This window comes from Galbibacter sp. PAP.153 (assembly GCF_037029175.1).
In the GTDB taxonomy this organism is placed as follows: domain Bacteria; phylum Bacteroidota; class Bacteroidia; order Flavobacteriales; family Flavobacteriaceae; genus Galbibacter; species Galbibacter pacificus.
This window is the reverse complement of record NZ_JAZEUN010000005.1, coordinates 170,654-195,797: the sequence shown is the minus strand read 5'-3', so window position 1 is coordinate 195,797 and position 25,144 is coordinate 170,654. Positions and strand designations below refer to the sequence as shown.

The 25,144-nt window shown below is 40.1% G+C and carries 12 protein-coding genes; all 12 read left to right on the top strand.

The window, feature by feature from the left end; translation table 11 throughout:
* Positions 1–200 precede the first annotated feature (200 nt).
* Positions 201–3,377, top strand: coding sequence for a TonB-dependent receptor (locus UXI14_RS04400; RefSeq protein WP_335965039.1), 3,177 nt, complete (start codon positions 201–203; stop codon positions 3,375–3,377).
* Between the two features lie 38 nt (positions 3,378–3,415).
* Entirely contained in the window at positions 3,416–5,215 is a 1,800-nt protein-coding gene (locus UXI14_RS04395) for a RagB/SusD family nutrient uptake outer membrane protein (protein WP_335965038.1), read from the top strand.
* 12 nt (positions 5,216–5,227) lie between these two features.
* Positions 5,228–5,887, top strand: coding sequence for a basic secretory protein-like protein (locus UXI14_RS04390; protein ID WP_335965037.1), 660 nt, complete (start codon positions 5,228–5,230; stop codon positions 5,885–5,887).
* Between the two features lie 22 nt (positions 5,888–5,909).
* The gene (locus UXI14_RS04385) at positions 5,910–7,739 is read left to right on the top strand and encodes a discoidin domain-containing protein (protein ID WP_335965036.1); all 1,830 of its coding nucleotides are present in this window, start codon (positions 5,910–5,912) and stop codon (positions 7,737–7,739) included.
* Positions 7,740–8,164: 425 nt separating this feature from the next.
* Positions 8,165–10,399 carry a hypothetical protein gene (locus UXI14_RS04380; protein ID WP_335965035.1) on the top strand — a complete coding sequence of 745 codons (2,235 nt, stop codon included), beginning with the start codon at positions 8,165–8,167 and terminating at the stop codon, positions 10,397–10,399.
* A 37-nt stretch (positions 10,400–10,436) separates the two neighbouring features.
* Positions 10,437–12,722, top strand: coding sequence for a GH92 family glycosyl hydrolase (locus UXI14_RS04375; protein WP_335965034.1), 2,286 nt, complete (start codon positions 10,437–10,439; stop codon positions 12,720–12,722).
* A gap of 35 nt (positions 12,723–12,757) precedes the next feature.
* Complete coding sequence (locus tag UXI14_RS04370) at positions 12,758–16,450, top strand: glycoside hydrolase family 2 TIM barrel-domain containing protein (RefSeq protein WP_335965033.1); 3,693 nt, start codon at positions 12,758–12,760, stop codon at positions 16,448–16,450.
* Between the two features lie 320 nt (positions 16,451–16,770).
* Positions 16,771–17,985, top strand: coding sequence for a site-specific integrase (locus tag UXI14_RS04365; protein WP_335965032.1), 1,215 nt, complete (start codon positions 16,771–16,773; stop codon positions 17,983–17,985).
* A gap of 486 nt (positions 17,986–18,471) precedes the next feature.
* On the top strand, positions 18,472–22,935 hold the full coding sequence (locus tag UXI14_RS04360; RefSeq protein WP_335965031.1) for a CusA/CzcA family heavy metal efflux RND transporter: 4,464 nt from the start codon (positions 18,472–18,474) through the stop codon (positions 22,933–22,935).
* A gap of 11 nt (positions 22,936–22,946) precedes the next feature.
* A complete protein-coding gene (locus UXI14_RS04355; RefSeq protein WP_335965030.1) occupies positions 22,947–24,179 on the top strand; it encodes an efflux RND transporter periplasmic adaptor subunit in 1,233 nt (410 codons plus the stop codon).
* Positions 24,180–24,369: 190 nt separating this feature from the next.
* Positions 24,370–24,729 carry a P-II family nitrogen regulator gene (locus UXI14_RS04350; protein WP_335965029.1) on the top strand — a complete coding sequence of 120 codons (360 nt, stop codon included), beginning with the start codon at positions 24,370–24,372 and terminating at the stop codon, positions 24,727–24,729.
* The gene (locus UXI14_RS04345; protein WP_335965028.1) at positions 24,722–25,138 is read left to right on the top strand and encodes a transcriptional repressor; all 417 of its coding nucleotides are present in this window, start codon (positions 24,722–24,724) and stop codon (positions 25,136–25,138) included. Before UXI14_RS04350 ends, UXI14_RS04345 begins: the two co-directional genes overlap by 8 nt.
* Positions 25,139–25,144: the final 6 nt, after the last annotated feature.

Here is a 25,144-nt window from a genome sequence, read left to right as displayed (position 1 = left end):
GAAAAAGTAATTGTGACCTTTATTTATTATCAAAAATCCTGCTAAAATACTGCCTAATAAACCTTTTTAAGGCCTTATAATTAAGGATAATTTAATTTTTTGTCAAAAAAGTTGTTTTGAAATTTTGCCAACTAAAACGTTTTAGTTAATTTTCACACTTTGTAAACACATAACTAACTTAACTTAAACCTGAAAAATGAATGAAATTACTAAATCGATTTAGTAAAATTATCTATCTATTAGCGATAGTATTTACACAAACAGAACTACAAAAGAATCTATTACTGAGGACAGTAAGTACTTTAATGATTCTTATGACCTTTACCAACCCGCTTTTTGCTTTTCAACAACAAGAAGGTAAAATTGAAATAGAAGGAGTTGTTTACGACGATGCAGGAATGCCGTTACCAGGTGCTTCTGTTATGGAAAAGAATACCACAAACGGGGTGCAAACCGACTTTGATGGTAAATACACCATAGCGGTCGATTCTGAAAGTGCTATTTTAGTTTTCTCCTATGTCGGGATGAAATCTCAAGAAATAGTTGTTGGGGGCCAAACCGCTATTAAAGTAACACTGCAAAACGATTTACAGTCGCTAGACGAAGTTGTGCTTGTGGGGTATGGCAAACAAAAGAAAATTAGCGTTGTTGGGGCACAATCCACAATAGAGGCCAAAGACTTGGAGCAGCCAGTGGCTAATATTGGTACCATGTTGGCCGGAAGGGTCGCCGGGTTAACCGGGGTACAACGTGATGGATTACCGGGCTACGATGGTGCAGACATCTGGATAAGGGGTATTTCTACCTTTGGTAACTCGAACCCATTAATTTTAGTAGATGGTGTTGAACGTTCGCTAGATAATCTAGACCCTCGGGACATTGCTTCATTTTCCATACTGAAAGATGCTTCTGCAACTGCCGTATATGGTATTAGAGGGGCAAATGGTGTTATATTGATTGAAACCAAGCGAGGTGAAATAGGAAAACCCGAGGTTTCTATTGATTATAATGAAGGATTTACCTTCTTTACAAGATTGCCAGACCTTGCCAATGGCGAAACGTACATGCGTTTGGCAAACGAAGCATTAACCACAAGGGGGCAAGAGCCTAAATATGCCGAAGATTACATTCAAAATACCGTAAATAATGTTGATCAGTTTTTATATCCGGATGTAGATTGGATGGATGCTGTATTTAAAGATTACGGTAGGAATAGAAGGGCATCGGTAAATGTAACCGGTGGTGCAGAAGATGCATTGTACTACGTGTCTCTTGGGTATTATGACGAAACAGGCCTTTTTATAACCGATGGCCTGGAAAGCTATAATTCGGATACACGGTTTAAGCGATACAACTTTACCTCTAATTTAACTTTAGACATTACCAAGACCACAAAGGTTAACATAGGAATTCAAGGATATTTATCAGAAGGAACCTATCCGGGAGCGGGTGTCGGTTCGGTTTTTAGTGCCGCCATGGAAGCGCCCCCAGTTGAGTATCCTATACTTTATCCCGGAGGCTATGTGCCGGGGAAAAGTTCTAATGGTGGCCTGCGTAACCCCTATGCAGATGTTGCCAGAAGAGGGTATCAAAATGAAAACAAAAATCAGATGTATTCAAATTTAAGGGTAACCCAAGAACTTAGTTTCTTAACAGAAGGATTGTCTTGGACAGGGATGTTTGCTTTTGATACCTATAACGAGCAGTTTATAAACAGAAGTAAACGCGAAAGCACTTATTTTGTCGATCAAAACTTTCCGTATACAGAAGATGGTGCTTTACTATTGAACGAAACCTTTACGGGGCAAAACTTTTTAGGATATGATAATAGTAATGGAGGGAATAGAAGGTTTTACCTGGAAACTTCCTTTAATTACGACCGTACTTTTGATAAGCATCGTTTTGGAGGTTTATTGCTTTTCAACAGGACCGATTATGTAGATGCGTTTGCTGATAATTTCACGGCTTCAATTCCATATAGAAATCAAGGATTGGCAGGTAGGATTACCTATAGCTATGATGATAGATATTTTGTTGAAGTCAATGCCGGTTATAATGGATCTGAGAATTTTGCGCCTTCAAACAGGTATGGATTCTTTCCTTCATTTGCAGCTGGTTGGATTATTTCCAACGAAGATTTTTTTGAGCCTTTATCAGGGGTTATCGATTATTTAAAAATTCGGTATTCTGATGGTAAAGTTGGATCTGCAACTACTAATAACGACAATGATAGGTTTTTATACATAAGTAGGGTAGAACAAAACGACGACTGGGGTTTTGATTTTGGAGAAAGTCCACAGTTTACTAATGGAATCCGGGAAACCTATTATGGGGTAGATGTTACTTGGGCAGAAGCCAGAAAACAAGATTTAGGAATAGAATTGAATGTATTGGACAATAGCGTTCAAATTATTTTTGATGTATTTAAAGAATACACAAAGGGCGCTTTCTTGCAAAGAGGGGATTTGCCAAATTATATCGGTCTTTATTCCGACCCTTATGGAAACTTAGGAATTGTTGAAAACAAAGGTTTTGACGGTTCTCTAAACTACAGAAAATCCTTCGGGGAATTAAATGTGGGAATAAGGGGGAACTTTTCTTACAACCGAAATGAAATTATTGAAAATGGGCAGCCGCAACAGTTATACGAATGGCAAGATAAAAGAGGAACTCCATTGCTGGCAAATTTTGGGTATGTGGCAGAACGCCTGTATACACTAGAAGACGATACTGATGGCGATGGGTTTATTACCCCAGACGATGGAGATTTCCCTACACAATTCGGGCAAATAATGCCGGGGGATATCAAGTACGAAGATTTGAACAACGATGGGAAAATAGACTCGTATGACCAAAAAGAAATTGGTCAGGGCGATGTGCCGGCACTTACCTATGGTTTTGGAATAACCGCCGATTATAAAGGTTTTGATATAAGCCTGTTTTTTCAAGGCCAAAACGAAGCCGACAGAATGATTGGCGGAAGTGGAATCCAACCGTTTGTTGGCGGTGGCGGTACCGGAAACCTATATACGGTTGCCGAAGATAGATGGACCCCGGAAAACAACAATCCATATGCACTATATCCCAGATTGTCATACGGAGATACGGGATTGGGGCAAAATAACAATACGCAAGGAAGTACATGGTGGCTACGGGAAATTAACTTTTTAAGACTAAAAACAGCCGAAATTGGCTATACGCTTCCAAAAAATATTTCCGATAAGTTAAGCTTGGGGAATACGAGATTCTACGTTCGTGGAACCAACTTATTTACCATTAGCGATTTTGACCTTTGGGATCCTGAACTAAATACAGGCAATGGAGGGGTTTACCCCAATATTTCTGTAGTATCAATGGGTGTTAATGTTTTATTTTAGAAATGAAGATTATGAAAGTATTACAACATAAAAATTTAATGATAAAGAGAGTACTGTACACCTTTTTGGTTTTGTCGGTATTTTCATGTAACGATGACTTTTTGGATCAAGTGCCGGACGATCGGTTAACTTTTGATCAAACCTTCTCAGAGAGGAGTACTGTTGAACAATATTTAGCAGCAATATACGACCAGATTCCAAGTGAATTGGATCAAAGGTATACGGCAAATAATTCAGGACCATGGATTGGCGGTTCCGATGAAGCCGAGTATGTATGGTCTTTTCACTTAGGAAATGCATTGAACATTGGCGATTGGAACCCAACAACAGGGCATGTAAGTACACTGTGGTCCAACTTTTACAGGGCTATTAGATCATCGTCTACATTTATTCAAAACATTGATAAATGTCAGGATTGCCCGCCCGAAATTTCAAATAGATTGGTAGCCGAAGCCAGAGTGCTCCGTGCTTACTTTTATTACAATTTAATTCGACTCTATGGTCCGGTGCTACTCATGGGAGACGAGCCAATTGCACCAGATGCAGACCTTAATGAATTAGGGCTGCGTAGAAATACAATGGGAGAATGCGTGAATTATATTATTAGCGAATTGGATGCAGGTGGCGAAGCTTTGGCAGAAGAAGCCTTTAAAGGAGACAGGGCCGGAAGGATGAGTAAGCCTTTTGCAATGGCAATAAAAGAAAAAGTATTATTGTTTTATGCAAGTCCACTTTTTAATGGTAATAAAGATTATGCCGATTTGGTGAATGCTGAAGGCGAAGCATTGATACCCCAGACATACGATGTTAACAAATGGAAATTAGCAGCAGATGCAGCAAAACAATTTATTAAAGAGTATGTTCCTAACACATACAATCTATACAAGGTATATGACGATAACGGAGATTACAACCCATATCTGTCAACCAGAAATGTAATGTACGATGATTACAATGAAGAAATGATATATGCAAGGCCAAGAGGAGGGATTGCATATCATTACGATGTAACACCATATCATTTAGGATATCCTACAGAAGTAAGGGGAGCCGGAGGGTTAAGTGTTACCCAAGAAATGGTAGATGCATATTTTATGTCAAATGGGCGTTCAATTGACGATCCAGAATCTGGATATGTTACCGAAGGTTTTTCAGATTTTCAAGCACCTTTCGATTTTGAATCCAGGGCCACTTTTAACCAATGGGTAAATAGAGAGCCCCGTTTTTATGTAGGGGTAACCTATAATAATAGTTTATGGATCAATAGAAATTTCGGGAATGTTATTACCACCACTTGGTATGGTGGGAATTCTGGAAGGCAAGCCGGTGCCAACGATTATCCGCCAACAGGGTATATAGTAAGAAAAAATGTTCCGCCAAGAGACTGGAGGAATACCGAACGGAGCATCCCGATGTTACGGTTGGCCGAACTCTATCTGGATTATGCAGAAGCCCTTAATGAATACGATCCTGGAAACTCAGACATATTACTTTATTTGAATTTGATACGGGAAAGAGCAGGAATTCCAACATATGGATCAGATGCACTTGCGGCACCAAGCGGTCAAGAGGCCATGAGAGAAGCCATTCATAAAGAACGTAGGATAGAACTAGCCTTTGAAAGTGTACGTTATTTTGATGCCAGACGCTGGAAAATTGCCGAAGATGCTTTTGCAGGCCCATTTCATTCAATGGATATAAATGCAAGGGAAGAAGCCGATTTTTACAATAAAATCATTTTTGAAGAACGTGTATTTGAAAAACGCCATTACCTATGGCCAATACCTCAGGACGAGCTTAATAGCAATACAAGCTTACAGCAAAACACAGGATGGTAAAAAAACGATAAAATGAAGATTGTTAAAATAGTAACATACATAGGTATTGCATTGGCATTGATCCCTCTTTTGGGGCATGCACAAAAAAGTAAAATAGAAATTTTATATGTAAACCAGGATAAAACCTTGGGCAACGATTTGGAATTACAGTTCAAGGAAATAATAAATGCCGTGTATCCCAAGCTTCTAAAAAAGTTCAACCCAAAAGCAACAAAATCTTTTGAGGTCGAAATAGATACAGCATACAAAGGCGTTGCATATGCCTCAGACAATAAAATTGTGGTAAGTGCAGACTGGATGCATAAAAAGCCAAACGATGTTGATCTAATGACACACGAAATAATGCACTTAATTCAAGCATACCCCAACAATAGTGGCCCATCGTGGTTAACAGAGGGAATAGCAGATTATGTGCGTGCTGTTTATGGGTTAAATAATAAAGCTGCAAATTGGTCTTTGCCCAAGTTTGACAAATCGCAAAACTATACAAATAGTTATAGGGTAACGGCGCGGTTTTTACTTTGGGTCGAGAAAAATCATGACAAAAGAATTGTAAAAAAATTAGATAAACATCTAAGAAGCCATACATATTCTGAAAGCCTGTGGAAAAAATACACAGGGTTGGGATTAAATCAATTATGGGAGCAATATGCCAAAGACCCTGTAATTTGAATAAACGATTAAAAAAAGACAAATGAAAAATATTTTATATAAAACTGGTTTTGTTGTAGTATTCATTACTGCCATGTTGGTTTCTTGCAACCAAGACGATGCTTTTTCACTGGATGGTTATCCAGACTCCGTTATCAACGACGATCCGCCGGGAGCCCCACCAAGGGGAATAACCGAAAATTGGAATGACCATTCCGCAGAACTCAATAGAAAGTACTTCGATTCTTACATAGCCATTTATTACGGAGATGAAGTAGATAGGGAGATGACCTGGCCTTATGCTTATTTAAGTGATTCCTGGCAACATATACTCAGTAAATATGGGCAATTTGGAAATGAAAGCGCCCGATTGTATGCGGCCATACATCAGGATCTGGACTCCGACCCATATTTTAGTACTTATTTTAACGAAGAAACTTCCTTTAGGAGTTTGATAGATTTTTCTGTTGAAGGAATCGAGATGTCCCCGACAAATCTTGACGTTCCTACTTCATTGCTGAGCGAAATCGTGGAAAATTCTTCATATGAAACCTTAGGCTCGCCTGCACATGCTGTTTGGCAGGATAAATTTTCAGAAATTTTCCGGTACGATATGTATACTTCTTTAGAATTAACCGATGATGCTTCACGTATATACGATACATCCATAAACAGTGCAAGCACATTTCCTTCACCAGACACATATTGGTTTAGGGATTGGTTTTATCCACTATACGAAACATATAATGGAACAGTAGTCTTCAATAATTTTTTCAAAGTATTGTCGCAATACTATAAAAAAAGCGGAGAAGCATATGATGGAGATATGAACATGGGAGAATTTGTTCACTTTTTTAGCGGTGCTACCGGGGATGACTTACAGCCAATGGCAGAAAATGCCTTCGGATGGACAGACGAGTGGGAGCAGGAATTATTGCAAGCCAGGACAGATTACCCGAACCTAAATTATCCATTCGACCCTACTTCAAAATTGGTAGACTTAACCACCGATGCAACACTTACCGTAAGCAAAGATAATGGAGACGGACCAGATGGAGGAGAAGGGTCTTTAAAATTGGTCGATAACGATATCTATACCAAGTTTTTGGTAGGAGGACTGCCTTCAGATTTCGAATTATGGTTGCAGCAAGAACTGTCTTCGCAACAGGTGGTAAATAGATATACATTGACATCGGGGAACGATGCGCCCGAAAGAGACCCAATCGATTGGGAGCTTCAAGCTTCGAACGATGGATCTACTTGGACTACTTTAGACACTAGATCTGGAGAATCATTTTCAAATAGAAACCAAACAAGGGAATTTGTTGTAGAAAACGAAGATTCCTATCTGTATTATCGTTTGTTCATAACTAAAAACGGAGGGAGTGATGCTGTTCAAATAAGTGAGTGGAGATTACTGAGTTTGGAAATGATCGATCCATCTGCTCCAATAGATGTTACCATAAATGCAACACTTAATGTTAGCAATGAGAACGCTAATGGCGCCGAAGGGGCAGAAGGTTCCTTAAAACTTATTGATGATAATGCCAATACCAAATATCTAGCAAGTTATTCTTCTGACTTTTGGTTGCAACAGGAACTAACCAGGGAAAGAACAGTTACTCAATATGCATTAACTTCCGGGAACGATGCACCGGATAGGGATCCTGTAGACTGGGAACTGCTAGGTTCTATGGACGGAAACACATGGGACGTTTTAGATTCTAGAAATGGGGAAGCATTTAGTGAGCGAAACCAAACAAGAACGTTCATGGTATCCAATACAACACCATATTTGTTTTATAGAATAAACATAACCGCAAATAATGGGAGTGATGCACTTCAATTAAGCGAGTGGAGGTTGTTTGAATAAATTTAAAGCATCAATTTTGTAGTTAGTAGAAGGCAACCCTATATAAAAAATATGTGGGTTGCCTTTATTTACTTTTTCTATGAATACAATAGCTATATGGGGAATCTCTTTTTGATATAAAAAGTTACAATTGTCCGCTATTGGCCATATCATAATGTTTGGTTTCGTTATAAAAATCGAGAAGACCGCACATTCTGATTTGATTACAGATGTTATAAAAGATTTTCTGATTGCAGAATCATAAAAAGTCAAAAACACTTTTAATAATTAAAACCTTTTAATACTTTTAGCAGATACTTTAATTATGAATAATAATCCGAAATAAAACTAAAACGTTTTAGCAATTACATGAATCTACGGTTCATATAAAAATTAAAACGTTTTAATTGAAGATGAAGCTTATAAACCACCTAATACAAACTAAAATGAAAATTTACAGAACGTTCCTTATGTCAACTTTGGCCATACCTTTTTTGATGGCCTCGTGCAATCAATCAAAAGAGGCAAAGAACCGGGAAGCAACGACTGAGAAAGATGCCCTAAAAGAAAAAACCGTTTTTCAAACGGGAAGTGGCTGGATGCCGGAAATCGATGTACGTTCAGACGTGGCAATTGTTTATGGGGTAAATGGGAATCCATCAGATAAATCTAAACTCAATAGTTTCCAGAACCGTGTAAAGTCATGGAGGGAACACGGCTACCAAACGCATTTCATGACCGGGATTGCTTGGGGGTCTTATCAAGATTATTTTTTGGGAAACTGGGACGGAAAACCTCACTTTGACGAGGGGCAGGTTGAAAAAGATGGCGATACCATTTGGCATGGGCGAAACGTGCCTTATATTGTGCCAACGGCTTCGTATTTAAATTATTTCAAAAAAGAAATTATAAAAACCGTTATAGATGCCGGAATTACTTCTATTTATTTGGAAGAACCAGAATTTTGGGCCCGTGGCGGTTACAGCGATGCATTTAAAAGAGAATGGGAAAAATTTTACGGCTTTCCATGGCGCCCACAAGATGCTTCTCCCGAAAACACATGGCTTGCCAATAAATTAAAATACCAATTGTATTACAACGCCATAAAAGAAGCGTCTGCTTATGCCAAGGCCTATGGAAAGGAGAAGGGTTACGATAACGTAAAAATATACATACCAACGCATTCACTGGTAAACTATTCTTCATGGATGATTGTAAGCCCGGAAGCAAGCTTGGCTTCGTTGCCGGATGTAGATGGGTATATAGCGCAAGTTTGGACTGGGACTTCAAGAGAGGCAACTTTTTATAATGGCAAGGTAAAAGAGCGTACTTTCGAAAATGCGTTCTTAGAATACGGTTCCATGGTTTCCATGACGGCGCCCACCGGAAGAAAAATGTATTTTTTAACAGACCCGATAGAAGATAGAAGAAAAACATGGGACGATTATAAAAAAAATTACCAGGCCACTTTTGTTGCCAAACTTTTGCATCCTTCGGTGGCAAATTACGAGGTAATGCCATGGCCGGAACGTATTTACACCAAACCTTATCAAGTAGCAGGTACCGATGAAAAGGTTTTGATCCCGGGCCATTATGCCACGCAAATGCAAATCATGATCAATGCACTGAACGATATCCCTTCTTCAGAAAATAAAGTAAGCGGAAATAACGAAATTGGTGTGCTAATGGGGAATTCGTTAATGTTTCAACGGTTCCCAACACACGACGGTTTTGAAGATCCGCGATTTTCCAATTTTTACGGACAAACATTACCCTTGTTAAAAAGAGGCATTCCCGTACAAACGGTACATATGGAAAATTTGGATTACGAAGAAACACTCAAGCATATAAAAGTCTTGGTGATGAGTTATTCCAATATGAAGCCTACCTCGCCCAAAGTGCATAAGCAAATAGCTAAATGGGTAAAAAATGGTGGTGTACTTGTCTATGTGGGGGCCGATAACGATCCGTATCAAAAAGTAATGGAATGGTGGAACCAAGATACGTATGCTTATGAGAAGCCATCGCTTCATTTATTCGAACAGATGGATATAAAAACTCCTTCAGAAGGAAATAGTTACACTTTTGGGAAAGGGTTTGTTCATCTTATAAAAGAAAATCCAAAAGAATTTGTATTGAATACCGATGCCGATCAACATTATGTGGACATCGTTAAAAAGGCATATGAAGAAGAGGCCAAAGCCGGAAAAATGATTTTTAAAAACAGCTTTCTTTTGTCCAGGGGATATTTTGATATGGCTGCGGTACTCGACGAAAGCGTGAATGCTGAAAGCTTGACGGTAAACGGACCGGTAATAGATTTGTTTGACCCGGAATTGCCGGTATTGAAACAAAAAACCATAAAACCGGGAGCGCAGAGTTTGTTAATCAATTTGAATAGGGTAGAAGATAAAAAAACACCAAAAGTTTTAGCGACTGCTGCAAGGGTATACAACGAGCATGTAGATGGTAATGAATATAGATTTACATGCAAAAGTCCGAAAAACACCAAAAATGCCATGCGGATATTGTTGCCAAAAGTGCCTGAAAAAATTAAGGTGACTAAGGTAGAAGGCGGAGAGGAATTAAAATATACAAACAATTGGGATGCAACTTCACATACGTTGTTGTTGAAATTTGAAAATTTCCCGAATGGTGTCGAGGTACAAGTAGAGTGGTAAAAAGGATAATCTAAATAAGTAACCTATTAAAAAAATAATGAGAAACAAAATATTACTATTGGGAGCCTTAATTATAAGCATCCACATTAGTGCGCAAAAAGGAAATTTAAACAAAGATTTAACCTCGTATGTAAATACTTTGCAAGGAACCAATTCTAAATTCGAGCTTACACGCGGGAATACCTATCCAACTACGGCATTGCCCTTTGCAATGAACACATGGACACCGCAAACGGGAGAAAATGGAGACGGCTGGAAATATCAATACTTTAAAGATGCCATTCACGGCTTTCAACAAGCACACCAATGTAGCTCATGGTCAAATGATTATGCTGTATTTTCTTTAATGCCAATAACAGGAAAATTAGTGCTGAACGATAAAGAAAGGGCGGCAAAATTTAGCCATGATAACGAAATAGCAAAGCCTCATTATTACAAAGTTGAATTTGACAATAAAATAACAACCGAAATGTCTCCTACCGAAAGAGGAATACACATTAGGTTTTCATTTCCTAAAAGCGAAGAAGCTTTTGTGGTTATCGATGGTTATACGGGAACGAGCAGTATAAAGATCGATCAAAAAAACAAAAGAATAACAGGTTATGTAAGAAACGGCCGGGGAATGCACAGGGTAAAAGGATTTAAAAATTATTTTATCATGGAATTCGATAAACCCTTTCAGGCCATAGGAACATGGGAAAACAGAAATGGGAACAAAAAAGAAAGCAACACTTTTGACGAAGGGGAAGGAATAGGCGCTTACATAAAGTTTAAACCGGGACAAACAATACAGGTAAAAGTGGCTTCTTCCTACATTAGTCCAGAACAAGCACAATTAAACCTAGAAAATGAGCTGGGAAAATATAAAAAGCTAGAACAAACTACCAATGCGGCAAAAAATGTTTGGAATAAACATTTAAGCAAGATTTTGGTTGAAGGAGGAACAGAAGAACAGCTAAAAACTTTTTACTCTTGTTTTTTTAGGGCCAGTTTGTTTTCTAGAAAATTTTATGAGATAAATAAAGACGGAAACCCATATTATTACAGCCCATACGATGGAAAGGTACACGATGGTTATATGTATACAGATACCGGTTTTTGGGATACGTTTAGGGCTCAATTTCCTTTAAATGCCATGCTGTATCCGGAGATGCATGGCAGGTATGTATCTGCACTGCTCGATGCTTATGAACAATGCGGGTGGTTGCCGTCTTGGTCTTTCCCAAGTGAAGCTGGAAGTATGATTGGAAACCACGCTATTTCATTATTGGCCGATGCTTGGGCAAAAGGAATACAGACCTTCGACCCTGAAAAGGCATTAGAGGCCTATTACCACGAAGCAACAAATAAAGGGCCTTGGGGGCCTGCCAATGGTAGGGAAGGTTGGAAAGAATATTATACTTTAGGGTATGTTCCGTATCCAAAATATAGAGAGGCAACAGCCAAGACATTAGAATATGCTTACGACGATTTTTGCGCATATACATTAGCCAAAACAATCGGGAACACGTTCTACGAAAAAGTTTTTGAGAGGCAGCTTTACAATTATAAAAATGTGTACAGCAAAAAAGTAGGTTTTATGCGGGGCAAAGACATACATGGGGAATGGCTTGAAAATTTCAATCCTTACGAATGGGGCGGCCCTTATACCGAAGGAAATGCATGGCATTATGTATGGTCTGTTTTTCAGGACCCAAAAGGGTTGATCGATCTTATGGGCGGTAACGAAAACTTTAACAAAAAAATGGATTCTGTATTTACGGTATCCAATAAGGTAAATGTGGGCACATATGGTGGGAAGATACATGAAATGACCGAAATGCAAATGGCCAACATGGGGCAGTATGCACATGGAAATCAACCTATACAGCACATGATATACCTCTACAATTATTCAGAACAGCCCTGGAAAGCACAAGCAAGAGCTAGAGAAGTAATGGAAAAACTATACAATTCCACAGAGAATGGCTATCCCGGCGATGAGGACCAAGGGCAAACATCGTCGTGGTATGTGTTGAGTGCCTTGGGGATGTATAGTGTTTGCCCGGGGACAAATCAATACAACATAGGAAGTCCGGTTTTTGAAAAGGCCACCATATCACTGGAAAACGGAAAGCAATTTGTTATAAAAGCACAGAACAACAACCAATCTAATGTATATATCCAATCGGCCACTTTAAATGGTGAAGATTATAGCAAAAACTATATTGAACACCAAGATATTTTAGATGGTGGGGAGTTGAATTTTATCATGGATAACGAACCCAATAAACAAAAAGGGATACAAGAAAGCGATAAGCCTTATTCTTTATCTGCTCAATGAAAAAAATATTAAAAAGAAATAAATATACTATCAGAATGAATTCGTCTAAAATTCGTGCAACAGCATCAGGCCTTATAATTTTTATTGCACTAAGCGTTATTGGTTGTGCCAATATTTCACAGGGGCTTCAAAAGGATAAATTGTACACCTTTCAAAATTCATCAGGTTTGGTTCTTGGAAATGGAGGAGACACTAAAAACCAAAGCAATCTGTTTCTGGAATCGGCAATAAAAGAAGAGAAAGGGCAAGCCTGGGAAATAACCCCGCTGGAAAATGGCTATGTTAATATATCCAACCCTTTTACGGGGAAAAGCATAGACAACTCCAATAAAGCCTCAGGAACAGGTAATCCGGTAATACAATGGAACACAGAATTAGGGAATGCAAACCAGCAATGGCAATTAAAAAAACTTGAAAATGGAAATTATTACATAATCCAAAAAAACAGTACCATGTACCTTGGTTTTGAAGAAGACAAGACTGGTGGCAAGGTTATGCAATTATCAGGTGCAAAACAAGAATGGACATTGCTTCCAGCTAAGCTTAAAGCACCCAAACCACAACCCGAGCGGAGTAAGAACGAGTGGGAAAACGAAACCATTTTTGCTGTAAATAAAGAGCCGGGACATGCAACGTATATTCCGTATCCATCATTAAATGCTTTAAAAGAAGACGCATATTTTGACAAGCCTTGGTTAGAACCAAATTCTTCATGGTACCAATCGCTCAACGGGATATGGAAATTTAAGTGGGTAAAAAATGCATCAGAGCGCCCAACCGATTTTTACAAAAATGCTTACAGTGTTTCTTCATGGGAAGAAATCCCTGTTCCTTCTTGTTGGGAAATGAAGGGGTATGGAACCCCAATATATACTAACATTACATATCCGTTTTTAAACAATCCGCCGTTTATTCAACCGCAGGAAGGTTACACCAACGAAATTGAAACGGACCCCGTAGGCTCTTATAGGCGTGACTTTATAATTCCTGAAGATTGGGGGGATAAAACGGTTTTTGTTCATTTCAATGGAGTTTATAGCGGTTTTTTTATTTGGGTAAACGGAAAAAAAGTCGGGTATAGCCAAGGCGCAAACAATGTAGCGGAGTTTAACCTTACCAAATATGTAAAACCCGGTAAAAATACAATTGCCGTTCAAGTTTTTAGATGGACAGACGGGAGTTATCTGGAAGATCAAGATATGTTTCGGATGAGCGGGATACATAAAGATGTTTATTTGTTTGCCACACCAAAGTTTCATATAAGGGATTTTTCTTTAAAAGCAGATTTTTTGACGGAGGATTTGGGTGAGGTGAATTTTAAAGCCGATTACTGGATAGCCAATCATAGCAAAAAACAAGAAACAGACTACACGGTAGAGTTATCTTTATTAGATGAAACAGGCAAGGAAGTTTTGCAGGGGTCAAAAAAAATCAGTCCGATAAAAAGAAGGAAAGAGCAACACATGGAACTTCAGCAAAAATTTAAAAAACCAAATCTTTGGTCTGCCGAAAATCCTTATTTGTATACCGCTATAATGTCATTAAGGAATAAGCAAGGGGAAATAGTTGAAACATTTTCGTCAAAATTCGGATTCAGGAAAATAGAGATAAAACAAAAACGGGTATATATCAATAATGAGCAGGTGTTTTTTAAAGGCACAAATAGGCACGAAACACATCCGGAGTTTGGGCGCACGGTTCCTGTGGAAACCATCATTAAAGATGTTACCATGATGAAACGGCACAATATCAATACCATACGTACCAGCCATTACCCCAACCAACCCAAAAGTTATGCACTTTACGATTATTACGGGCTTTATATCATGGATGAAGCCGATATTGAAGACCATGGAAACCATAGCATAAGCGATAAAATTTCCTGGTTGCCGGCATTCAAAGACCGTGTTCGTAGAATGATAGCGCGCGACAAAAACCACCCTTCCGTTATTTTTTGGTCGATGGGGAATGAAGGCGGTAATGGCAGGAACTTTGATTCTATTGCCAATATGACCAGAAAAATGGATGCATCACGCCCTGTACATTATGAAGGGAGAAATGAATCGGCAGATATCGATAGCCATATGTACCCTAGCTTGGAAAGTATGGCAAATTTTGACCAAAACAATGCTGATAAGCCCTATTTTCTTTGTGAATATGCGCATGCCATGGGGAATGCCATGGGGAATTTAGTTGAATATTGGGATTATATTGAAAATCATTCCGATAGAATGATCGGTGGCTGTATCTGGGATTGGGTAGACCAAGGAATCAACAGGCCCATACCAATGGGCGGAAATAACAATTCCCTATTGGGGAGAACATCTACAAAAGGAAATGTACCTACAGCCTATCAAAAGGTAAAAAGCGGTTTAGACCCTAAAAAAGTATTTTATTATGGCGGGGATTTTGGAGATAAACCCAACGATCTGGATTTTTGCAACAACGGACTTACCACTCCAGACCGTCGTGAAACGGCCAAGCTGAAAGAAGTAAAAAAAGTTTATCAATATATAAAAATACGGCCGGGAGCAATTAAAGAAGGAGAAGTGAAGATTGAGAACAAATATGATTTTACAAATCTAAATGCCTTTAACGTTTCTTGGGAATTGCTAGAAGATGGCCACGTTACCGGCTCGGGCAAGTTACCGTCTATCGACTTAGAACCTAACCAAGAAGGGATTATCCATATTCCATTTAAAACCGATTTTAAACCAGCTTCAGAATATTTTTTGAATGTCTATTTTTCACTTAAAGAAAAAAATAACTGGGCAGATAAAGGCTATGTAATCGCAGAGGAACAGTTGGTATTATCGCAAGGAATTGATGCTAAAAACGATAAACTTAGTGCTTCAGAAGAATTAATAGTCAATACATCAAATTCACATTTAATTGTAAAAGGAGCAAATTTTACCGCATCGATTAATACCAGCGAGGGAATATTGGATGCTTTGGCATATAATGGCGATGAGGTAATTTTTAATGGCGAAGGGTTAAAATTGAATTGGTACCGAAGTATTAGTAATGATAAATATACCGATCAAAAATACTATGAAACAACATACCATCTGGAAAAGTTTGATTATGAAGTGTCTAAAAACAAAAAAACGGTTAAAGTACGCTGTGAAGCATATGCACAAATAGCAAATAGCAAAGCAACCAAAATTCCTTACAAAGTGGTTTATACTATTGCAAACAATGGAAATATAACCGTAGACGGAACTTTTGAGACACCTTCTGAGGATGAAATAATACATCGCATAGGATTGCAAATGCAAGTAAACCCAACATTTAAAACTGTAAAATGGTATGGTCGGGGTCCTCATGAGAATTATCAGGACAGAAAGAACAGTGCCTTTTTTGGAATATACGAAAGTACCGTAGACAAAATGGCTTTAGAAAACTATTTAAGGGCACAAAGCATGGGGAATAGAGAAGAAGCCAGATGGCTTAAAATGGAAAACGCAGCAGGAAACGGATTTAAAGTAATAGCTAACAATAAATTGTCTTTTAGTGCTTTGCATTATAAAGACTCCGAACTTTGGAAAGCCAAACATAATTTTGCATTAAGCACAATTAAAAAGGCGCAAACTTATTTAAACCTGGATTGTCTACAAGAAGGAGTTGGAAATGCCAGTTGTGGTCCTATAACACTAGAGAAATATAGAATCCCTTCAAGTACTCAATTAAGTTATTCTTTTACAATTCAACCTTTAGATGTAGAATAGGTTGTGCATGGATATTAAACAAAAAAAGCTCTCAAGTAATTGAGAGCTTTTTTTCGTGCGGGTGAAAGGACTCGAACCTTCACACCTTGCGGCACTAGATCCTAAGTCTAGTATATATTGCACCGATAAAACATAAAATCGTTCATTTTCAATGATTTATGTTTTTAGTCATTTTATTCAAAGTCAATTAATATCAGTTAATATCAACATTTGTTGTACCTATGTTGTACCCAAAAGTTCCAATAAAGTAGTATCTTTAGAGTGAGTTTTTGACAAAATGTTGTACCTGATTTGGCTTTCGTATCTAAAACAGGTTCAAAATGTCAACGAGTGCAAAAATTATTCTTCGCAAAAAGCCTAACGCAAAAGGACTGTATCCGCTTGCAATTAGGATAACCAAAGACCGACGTTCAACTTACAAACATATAGGCCATTACATTGAATTAGAGGATTGGGACTCTAAAAACCTAAAAGTAAAAAAATCGCATTCTGAAGCCGAAAGCCTGAACAATTTGATAGCTTCCAAACTATCTGAAGCCAGAAAAGGGCTTATTGCATTACAGACGGATAATAAAGCTGCTACTGCTCGACAAATCAAAAAAGAAATATATAAGCCAACTTCGAGCTTAACTTTTTTTGATTTTGCTGACGAGCATCTTGAAGCCTTAGAGGCTGAAAAGAAAATCAATCGCCATTCTACAGATTCAGCTTGGGTGAGTTATATAGAAAAATATTGCTCTGGACGACATTTGACTTTTCAAGAAATCGATGAGCGCTTTCTCAAAAAATTCAAGATTCATTTAAAAGGTTCTTACTCATTGACTGAAACTACTGCAATGAATGTAATGGTCTTGATAAGGTTACTGTTCAATAGAGCCATTCGGGATAAGGTTGTTAGCAAGGAAATATACCCCTTTGGTAAGGGAAGGTTTAAAATCAAATTTCCCGAAACCACAAAAACAGGGCTTTCAGGTAAAGAAATAAAAGCTCTGGAAAGTGTTGTTGAACTAACCGATATGGAAAGACACTCATTAAACGTTTGGTTGTTCAGTTTCTATTTTGCTGGAATGCGTATTTCGGATGTTTTGTTTATAAGATGCTCTCAGATTTATGATGGGCGATTACATTATAGAATGGGAAAAAACTCAAAGTTACTGTCCCTTAAAATCCCAGCTAAGGTTGAAAAAATCTTATTACAGTACATAGAGAAAAGAGTAAATGATGATGACTTTGTTTTCCCCGAAATGAAAAAAGCCGACTTATCTGATGCGAAAGACATATATCGAAAGAAAAAAGTAGCAAACAAAAAATTCAATGACCACCTTAAAAAGATTGCGAAAAGAGCAGGCATCCAGAAAAAAGTTACGATGCATATTGCTCGACATTCTTTTGGCAATATTGCAGGCGACAACATTCATCCACTGATGCTTCAAAAATTATATCGACATACAGATTTGAAAACTACAATCAACTATCAAGCTAACTTTATCCACAAAGATGCAGATGATGCCTTAGATAGTGTTATTAATTTTTGAGACCTAATAAAGTTACAAAGCTGATCGTTGACCTTTGCACACCCTGTGCATCACAATTTGGTTATCTTTGTAATGTGAAATTATTAACATTCATATTTGGTCTCTATGTATTGACGCTTAACGCGTTTCCCTGTACGGATGCAGATGTCTTTTCCAATAATTCTCAAATTGAGGTAATGGCTTCTTCAAATTTGGATTACAACCATAGTGCTTCCGACCTTTGCCCTCCTTTCTGTACCTGCCATTGCTGTCACGTGCATACGGTTGAATTTTCTTCAGCGAATTTTAAGCCAATTAATACAGAAATATCTTCTAAGGTTTTTCTTCATTTTGAAAGTATGGGCGAAGAGCCTATTTCATCCCTTTTAGATCCTCCCAGGGTTTAATTCAGTTTTTTTTATAGGATAGCTATATCCTTTTTGACAGGTCAAGATTCCTCTGGCCACTTTTTTACATTTCAAAAACTGAATTAAATTTTCAACTTTTATGATTAATAAAATCATCGCTTTTTCCATTCGGAACAAGCTTATCGTTGGACTCTTGGTACTTGCCCTAATTGGAGTAGGTCTGTATTCAATGTCCACCATAAATTTGGGTGCACAGCCCGACATTACCAATAATCAGGTACAGGTTATCACACAGTCGCCCAACCTGGCCACCGAAGACATCGAGCAATTTGTAACCTATCCCGTAGAGTTGGCGATGGCCAATCTGCCAGGGGTTAACGAAATTCGTTCCGTTTCCCGTTTTGGGCTTTCGGTAGTGACCATCGTCTTTAAGGACGATATGGGCACGTACCTGCCCCGTCAATTGGTTGCGGAAAAACTCAATGAGGTCAAGTCCGAGATCCCCGAACAGTTCGGCAGTCCCGGAATGGGGCCTATTACTACCGGATTGGGGGAAATCTATCAATACACCTTGAAAGCTGAAGAAGGCTACGAGGACAAATATTCCCCTACCGAACTGCGAACCATACAGGACTGGATTGTAAAACGTCAATTGGCCCTAACGGAAGGTGTTGTGGAAGTCAATGCTTTTGGAGGAAAGATCAAGCAATATGAGATCGCCATCGATCCTGCCAAGCTGAATGCGATGAATGTAACAATGACGGAAGTCTTTGATGCCCTACAAGAAAACAATGTAAATACAGGAGGTGCCTATATTGAAAAAAACAAGATGGCCAATTTTATCCGTGGGGAAGGTTTGGCACGTTCGCTCGAGGATATCCGGCAGATCGTGATAAAAAACGAAAATGGCCTGCCCATTTTGGTAAAAGACGTGGCCGAAAATGTGCATTTTGGAAATCAGGTGCGCTACGGAGCCTTTACTCAGGATGGTCACGAAGCTGTGGGAGGTATGGTGCTAATGCTGCGGGGCGACAACCCTAATACGGTAGTCAATACGGTAAGAGACCGGATACAAGAAGTGCAAAAATCGCTACCGGAAGGACTTAAGATCGTTCCCTTTCTGGATCGAAGTGAACTAATAGGAAGGACTACGGCCACTATCGAGAAAAACCTGATTGAAGGGGCACTCATTGTGATTTTTGTACTAGTACTGCTACTTGGTAGTTTTCGTGGAGGTTTGGTCACTGCTTCTTTAATTCCACTTTCCTTGCTATTTGCCTTTATTTTGATGAAAGCTTTTGGTGTTTGGGCCAACCTGATGTCCCTCGGTGCAATCGACTTTGGGATCATTGTCGATGGTGCCGTGATCATTGTGGAGGGAACGGTACACGAGATTGAAAAGCGCATTAAGCGTGGGAAACAGAGTTTTAATCAATCCGAAATGGATGAAGTGGTCTATGATGCAAGTAGTACCGTGATGAATTCGGCTTTCTTTGGACAGATTATTATCCTGATCGTATTTACACCTATTTTATTCCTGACCGGGATCGAGGGCAAGATGTTCCGCCCTATGGCGTTTACTTTCGGGTTCGCGGTCCTGGGCGCAATTATCTTATGCCTTACCTACGTACCGATGATTGCCTCGCTTACAATGAAACCGGCCACCAAAAAGAAAAACTGGTTTCATAAGGTGGAAGATAAAATCTCGGGTTTTAGTAACGGGATGATGTCCCGCATCAATAACGGCTACCGGCCGGTGATCCTGAAATCTTTGAGCCACCGCATTATCGTCCTAGTCGTTGCAGTTGTATTACTTCTGGGTGCCGGATTTACTTTCAGTAAAATGGGTGGAGAGTTTATCCCCAGTATTGATGAAGGCGATATTGCAATGCAAGCCTTATTAAGGCCGGGAAGTTCCCTAAATGAATCAATTGAAACTTCCAAAAGGATAGAGCGTATAGTTCTTGATAATTTTCCAGAAGTGGAAACTATGGTAGCGAGGATTGGTGTAGCCGACATCCCTACCGACCCGATGCCAATGGATATTGCAGATAGTTACATTATTCTAGATAAGAATAAGGATAATTGGACTTCCGCGGAAACAAAGGAGGAATTAATTGAAAAGATCAAAGAAAAATTATCGGTCGTACCTGGTGTCAACTTCGTTTTTAGTCAGCCCGTGGAACTGCGATTTAACGAACTGCTTACCGGCGTTCGAGAAGACGTGGCCATCAAACTGTATGGTGAAGATCTGGATGTGCTTTCCGAAAAGGCCGGAAAAATGGCCGCTATCATCAAAACCGTTCCCGGTGCGGGTGATGTGAACCTGGAGGCCACCTCGGGATTACCACAAATGACCGTTCGCTTTAACCGAAGAAAGGTTGCCCAATATGGCCTGAACATTCAGAAACTGAACCAATATGTGAGTACCGCATTTGCCGGAGGTACGGCGGGCGTTATCTTTGAAGGCGAAAAACGCTTTGATATGGTGGTACGCTTGGATAAGCAACACCGGCAAAGCATCGATAACCTGAAAAACCTATTGATCGACCTGCCCGGCGGAAACCAGATTCCCATTAAGGAAGTGGCCGATATCAGTTACCAGCCCGGACCGATGCAAATTTCCCGAGACAATACTTCACGTAGAATATATGTGGGGGTAAACGTGCGGGGGCGCGATGTGGAATCAATGGTCAATGATATCCAGGCCAAAATGGATGAACAATTGGATCTGCCCCCTGGCTACCATATTGAATACGGTGGTGCTTTTGAAAACCTGCAACGCGCAAAAGACCGTTTAACGATTGTAGTTCCCATCGCGCTGACACTTATTTTCTTGTTGTTGTATTTCGCGTTGGGCTCTTTCTCCCAATCTATAATGATCTATATGGCGGTTCCCCTAGCGGCGATTGGCGGCATATTTGCCCTGGCCGTTCGTGGAATGCCCTTTAGTATCTCTGCGGGCGTTGGCTTTATCGTTCTCTTCGGGGTGGCGGTACTGAACGGGCTGGTGCTCATCAGCAGGTTGAACTCCTTAAAAGAAGAAGGTGTTATGGATATACGGGAACGTATTTTAATAGGGACACAGGAACGAATCCGTCCCATTTTATTGACGGCACTGGCCGCGATAATGGGCTTTTTCCCGATGGCACTTTCCCACGGGGCGGGTGCTTCGGTACAGCGGCCTTTGGCCACGGTGGTCATTGGCGGATTGATAACCGCAACCTTGCTTACGCTGATCGTTGTTCCCATTTTGTACAGTTTTGTGGAAAAAACGGGAAAAAATAACAACGGAAAATCGGGTAAAGTTGCCATAAACCCTGCCCTGATTGCCGTTTTATTGGGGCTTGGATCAATGGCTATCCCGGCAAGTGCAAGCGCACAAACGCCGGATAGCCCCCACCAAAATGCGCCCCGGCAGGACAGCCTGAAAGTTGAACAAGGGTTTACCCCAATTTCTTTACAGGACGCAGTAGAAAGAGCCCAAGCGAACTATCCCAAATTGAAGGCGGCTCAACTGGAAGTCGAGAACCAAGAGGCCCTGAAAAAAACCGCCTGGGATCTTGGGACCACCCAAATTTTTACCGGTGGCGAAGAACTGCAGGACAATGGTACAAGCGATGAAGGTATCTATCAAACCATTGGCGTCCAGCAGCAGAATATCAATGTGTTCAGTATCGGTGCCAAAAATAGAGTGCAAAATGAGAAAATTGCCCTAAGAGAAACGGCACTCGATCTAACCTCCCTTCAAGTGGAACGGGAAGTGAGCAAGGCCTGGGGCGATGCTTACACTTCCAAACGGAAGTACCAATTGTATGTGGAACTCGATTCCATTTTTAGCGATTTTGAACGGGCGGCGCGTATCCGTTATGAGACCGAGGCTTCCTCGAAGCTGGAATATTTGGCCGCCACCAATCAGGCCCGGCAGGTAAGCCTTCAGAAAATGCAGGTATATCGGGATTATCTGGGTAATCTGCAAAAACTGAACCTTTGGTTGGTAAGCGATACGCCTTACACCGTTGCTGATGCAGGTGTAGATGAAATGGACACGCCTATATTGCAGCGCAAAGATTCGATTACGAGCCATCCAATGCTGCAATACTATGAGCGGCAGATCGACGTGGCCGATGCGGAGCGTAATCTCAGCACCAAAGCGTTTTTCCCAAAGTTCAACGCACAATACGGCCGTCAAAAAATTGCAGGACAGAACGGATTTTTCAACTTTCAAGTTGGGATTTCCATTCCGCTCTTTTTCGGTCCTGAATTGGGGCAGGCGCAATCGGCGAAGATACAGACCCAGATCGCGGAGCAGAATTTCGAGGAAAAACAGCTTCAGGTCAATTCAGAATACCAGGACCTGCAACAGGATTATCTAAAATGGCTTGAATCGTGGCAATACTATGAACAGGAAGCCCTTCCGCTTGCCAAAGAGCAACGGGACGGGGCAGTTTTCGCCTATAAAGAAGGCGGTATCGATTATACCACTTTCCTGCAAACAGTACGCGACGCCATCGGCATCCAAAGCAAGTCCTGGGATGCACTTAACAATTATCTGAGATCAAAATACGAACTGGAATTTTTCCTCAATTCCGCAAAACAATAAATATTAAAGCTATGAATTTCTATATAAAACCGACTTTTTACGCAGCCTTGGTCATATTCAGTTTAAGTTCCTGTAAAGAGGAAAAAACTGCTGAAAGCGGGCACGAAGAGCATAATGAAACAGCTTCTGCCGAAAATGGTGGCGAGCATCAAGAAGGAAACGCGGGCCTAGAGAGCAAAAAACTGCACCTATCGCAACAAAAGTTTGAGGCGATGGAATTGAAAGTAGATAGTCTGCCCACCAAAAGCTTAACCGGACTGGTGGAAGCCAACGGTCAGTTGGAAGTACCGCCTCAAAACGAGGCGGCAATTACCGCGATCATTGGCGCAAATGTGACCAGCATAAAGGTCATTGAGGGAGATAAGGTAAGCAAAGGAAGTGTGTTGGGATATTTGAGCCACCCGGATCTGGTCAAGTTACAGACCGATTACACAAGCGCCTATAACAGGATGAACTTTTTGGAAAAGGAATATAATCGTCAAAAACGCCTATATGAAGCAGAAGTGGCTTCCGGCAGGAAATTCCAGGAAACCGAATCGGATTACAATAGTATGAAGGGGATGGTCAACGGGCTGGAATCACAACTTCAATTACTTCGTTTAAATCTGGATCAGTTGCGAAACGGAAAGGTCTATAATCAAGTCCCTGTAGTTAGTCCCATCAACGGCTATGTAGAAAAAGTGAATATCAAGGTGGGGCAGTTTGTACAACAACAGACCGAAATGTTTGAAATTGTAAATACCGAACATATCCACGCCGACCTTATGGTATATGAAAAGGATGTGAGTAAGGTTAAAGAAGGACAGACGGTGGAATTTAATATCGAATCCCTTCCCGAATCCGATCTGAGTGCAAAAATCTATTCCGTAGGAAAGACTTTTGAAGAAAATCCCAAAGCGGTTCACGTACACGCTGAAATTGAGAACAAGCAGGGAAACCTCTTCCCTGGAATGTACCTTACAGCAAAAATAGCCACTTCCGAAAACAAGGTAACCGCGCTCCCCGAAGAAGCGATCATTACCGAAAACGGGGAACCGTACGTTTTTACGGCCAAAAAGGTAACCGAAGGTGGCGAGGAAGAATGGGCGTTGAGCCCCTTAAAAGTCGTAACCGGTCAGGTAGATGATGGCTGGATGGAGATTAAATTGCTACAGCCGCTGGAAAAAGGGCAAATGGTAGTTTGGAACAAAGCCTATTACCTGATCTCCGAAATGAAGAAAGGCGAAACGGAACACGGACATTAAGCCTCCTAACCCCCGAAGGGGGAACTACAAGCAGAAGTGTTATAAACTGTACCTACAGCACCTTTGCTTGGCGTTCCTTCGGTAAATTAACTCCGGGCTTTCCAAAGACTGTTTGTCAATTAGTTAGTAAAAAATTTGGTGAGTCCGGTTTTTAAAAAAATTGATAGTATAATTAATAAAATTTAAAAAAATGAAAGAAATAAAAGCATTTATAAAGCCCAACAGGGTACAGAAAACCATTGAGGCACTGAGCGATGCTGGATTCAAAAGTATGACCTTGTCTCAAGGCGAAGGTACGGGCAGGTTCAAAGCTAAAGGAGCTTCCCCGTCTTTAGACTTTCATATAACCGATAGCCCGGTGGTCAAACTGGAACTGGTTTGCCAAAACGAAGAAGCGAAAAGTGCCATTGATATTATTATTGAAAATGGAAAAACACCGACCCCCGGTGATGGGATCATCTATCTTTCCAATGTAGAAGATGCTTTCCAGATCAAGACCGGAAAGTCCATAAAGCAATTTCAGAAGAAAAATGCATTGAAAAATGAGTGAAATCGAAACCCTTCTGAACAAGCATAATGTGCGGCCCACCGCAATGCGCATCCTTATTTATAAGTTTATGGCCAAAAAGGAAAGAGCCGTAACCTTGACCGAGATTGAGAAGGCTTTTGAGAAATCTGACAGGGCTACGCTATCCCGAACCATTAAAACCTTTGAGACCAACGGAATTGTACATCAAATAGACGATGGCACTGGCATACCCAAATATGCTCTCTGTGAAAGCGGGTGCAATTGTGAGGTAGATCAGGATTTGCATATTCATTTTCATTGTACCAACTGTGATGAGACCGTTTGTTTGACCGATCATAAAATTCCACATATCAACCTGCCGGAAGGATATATGGCCGAAAATGTCAATTTGGTCGTTAAAGGTATATGTGAAAAATGCAGTGCAGTTTAATTTTCA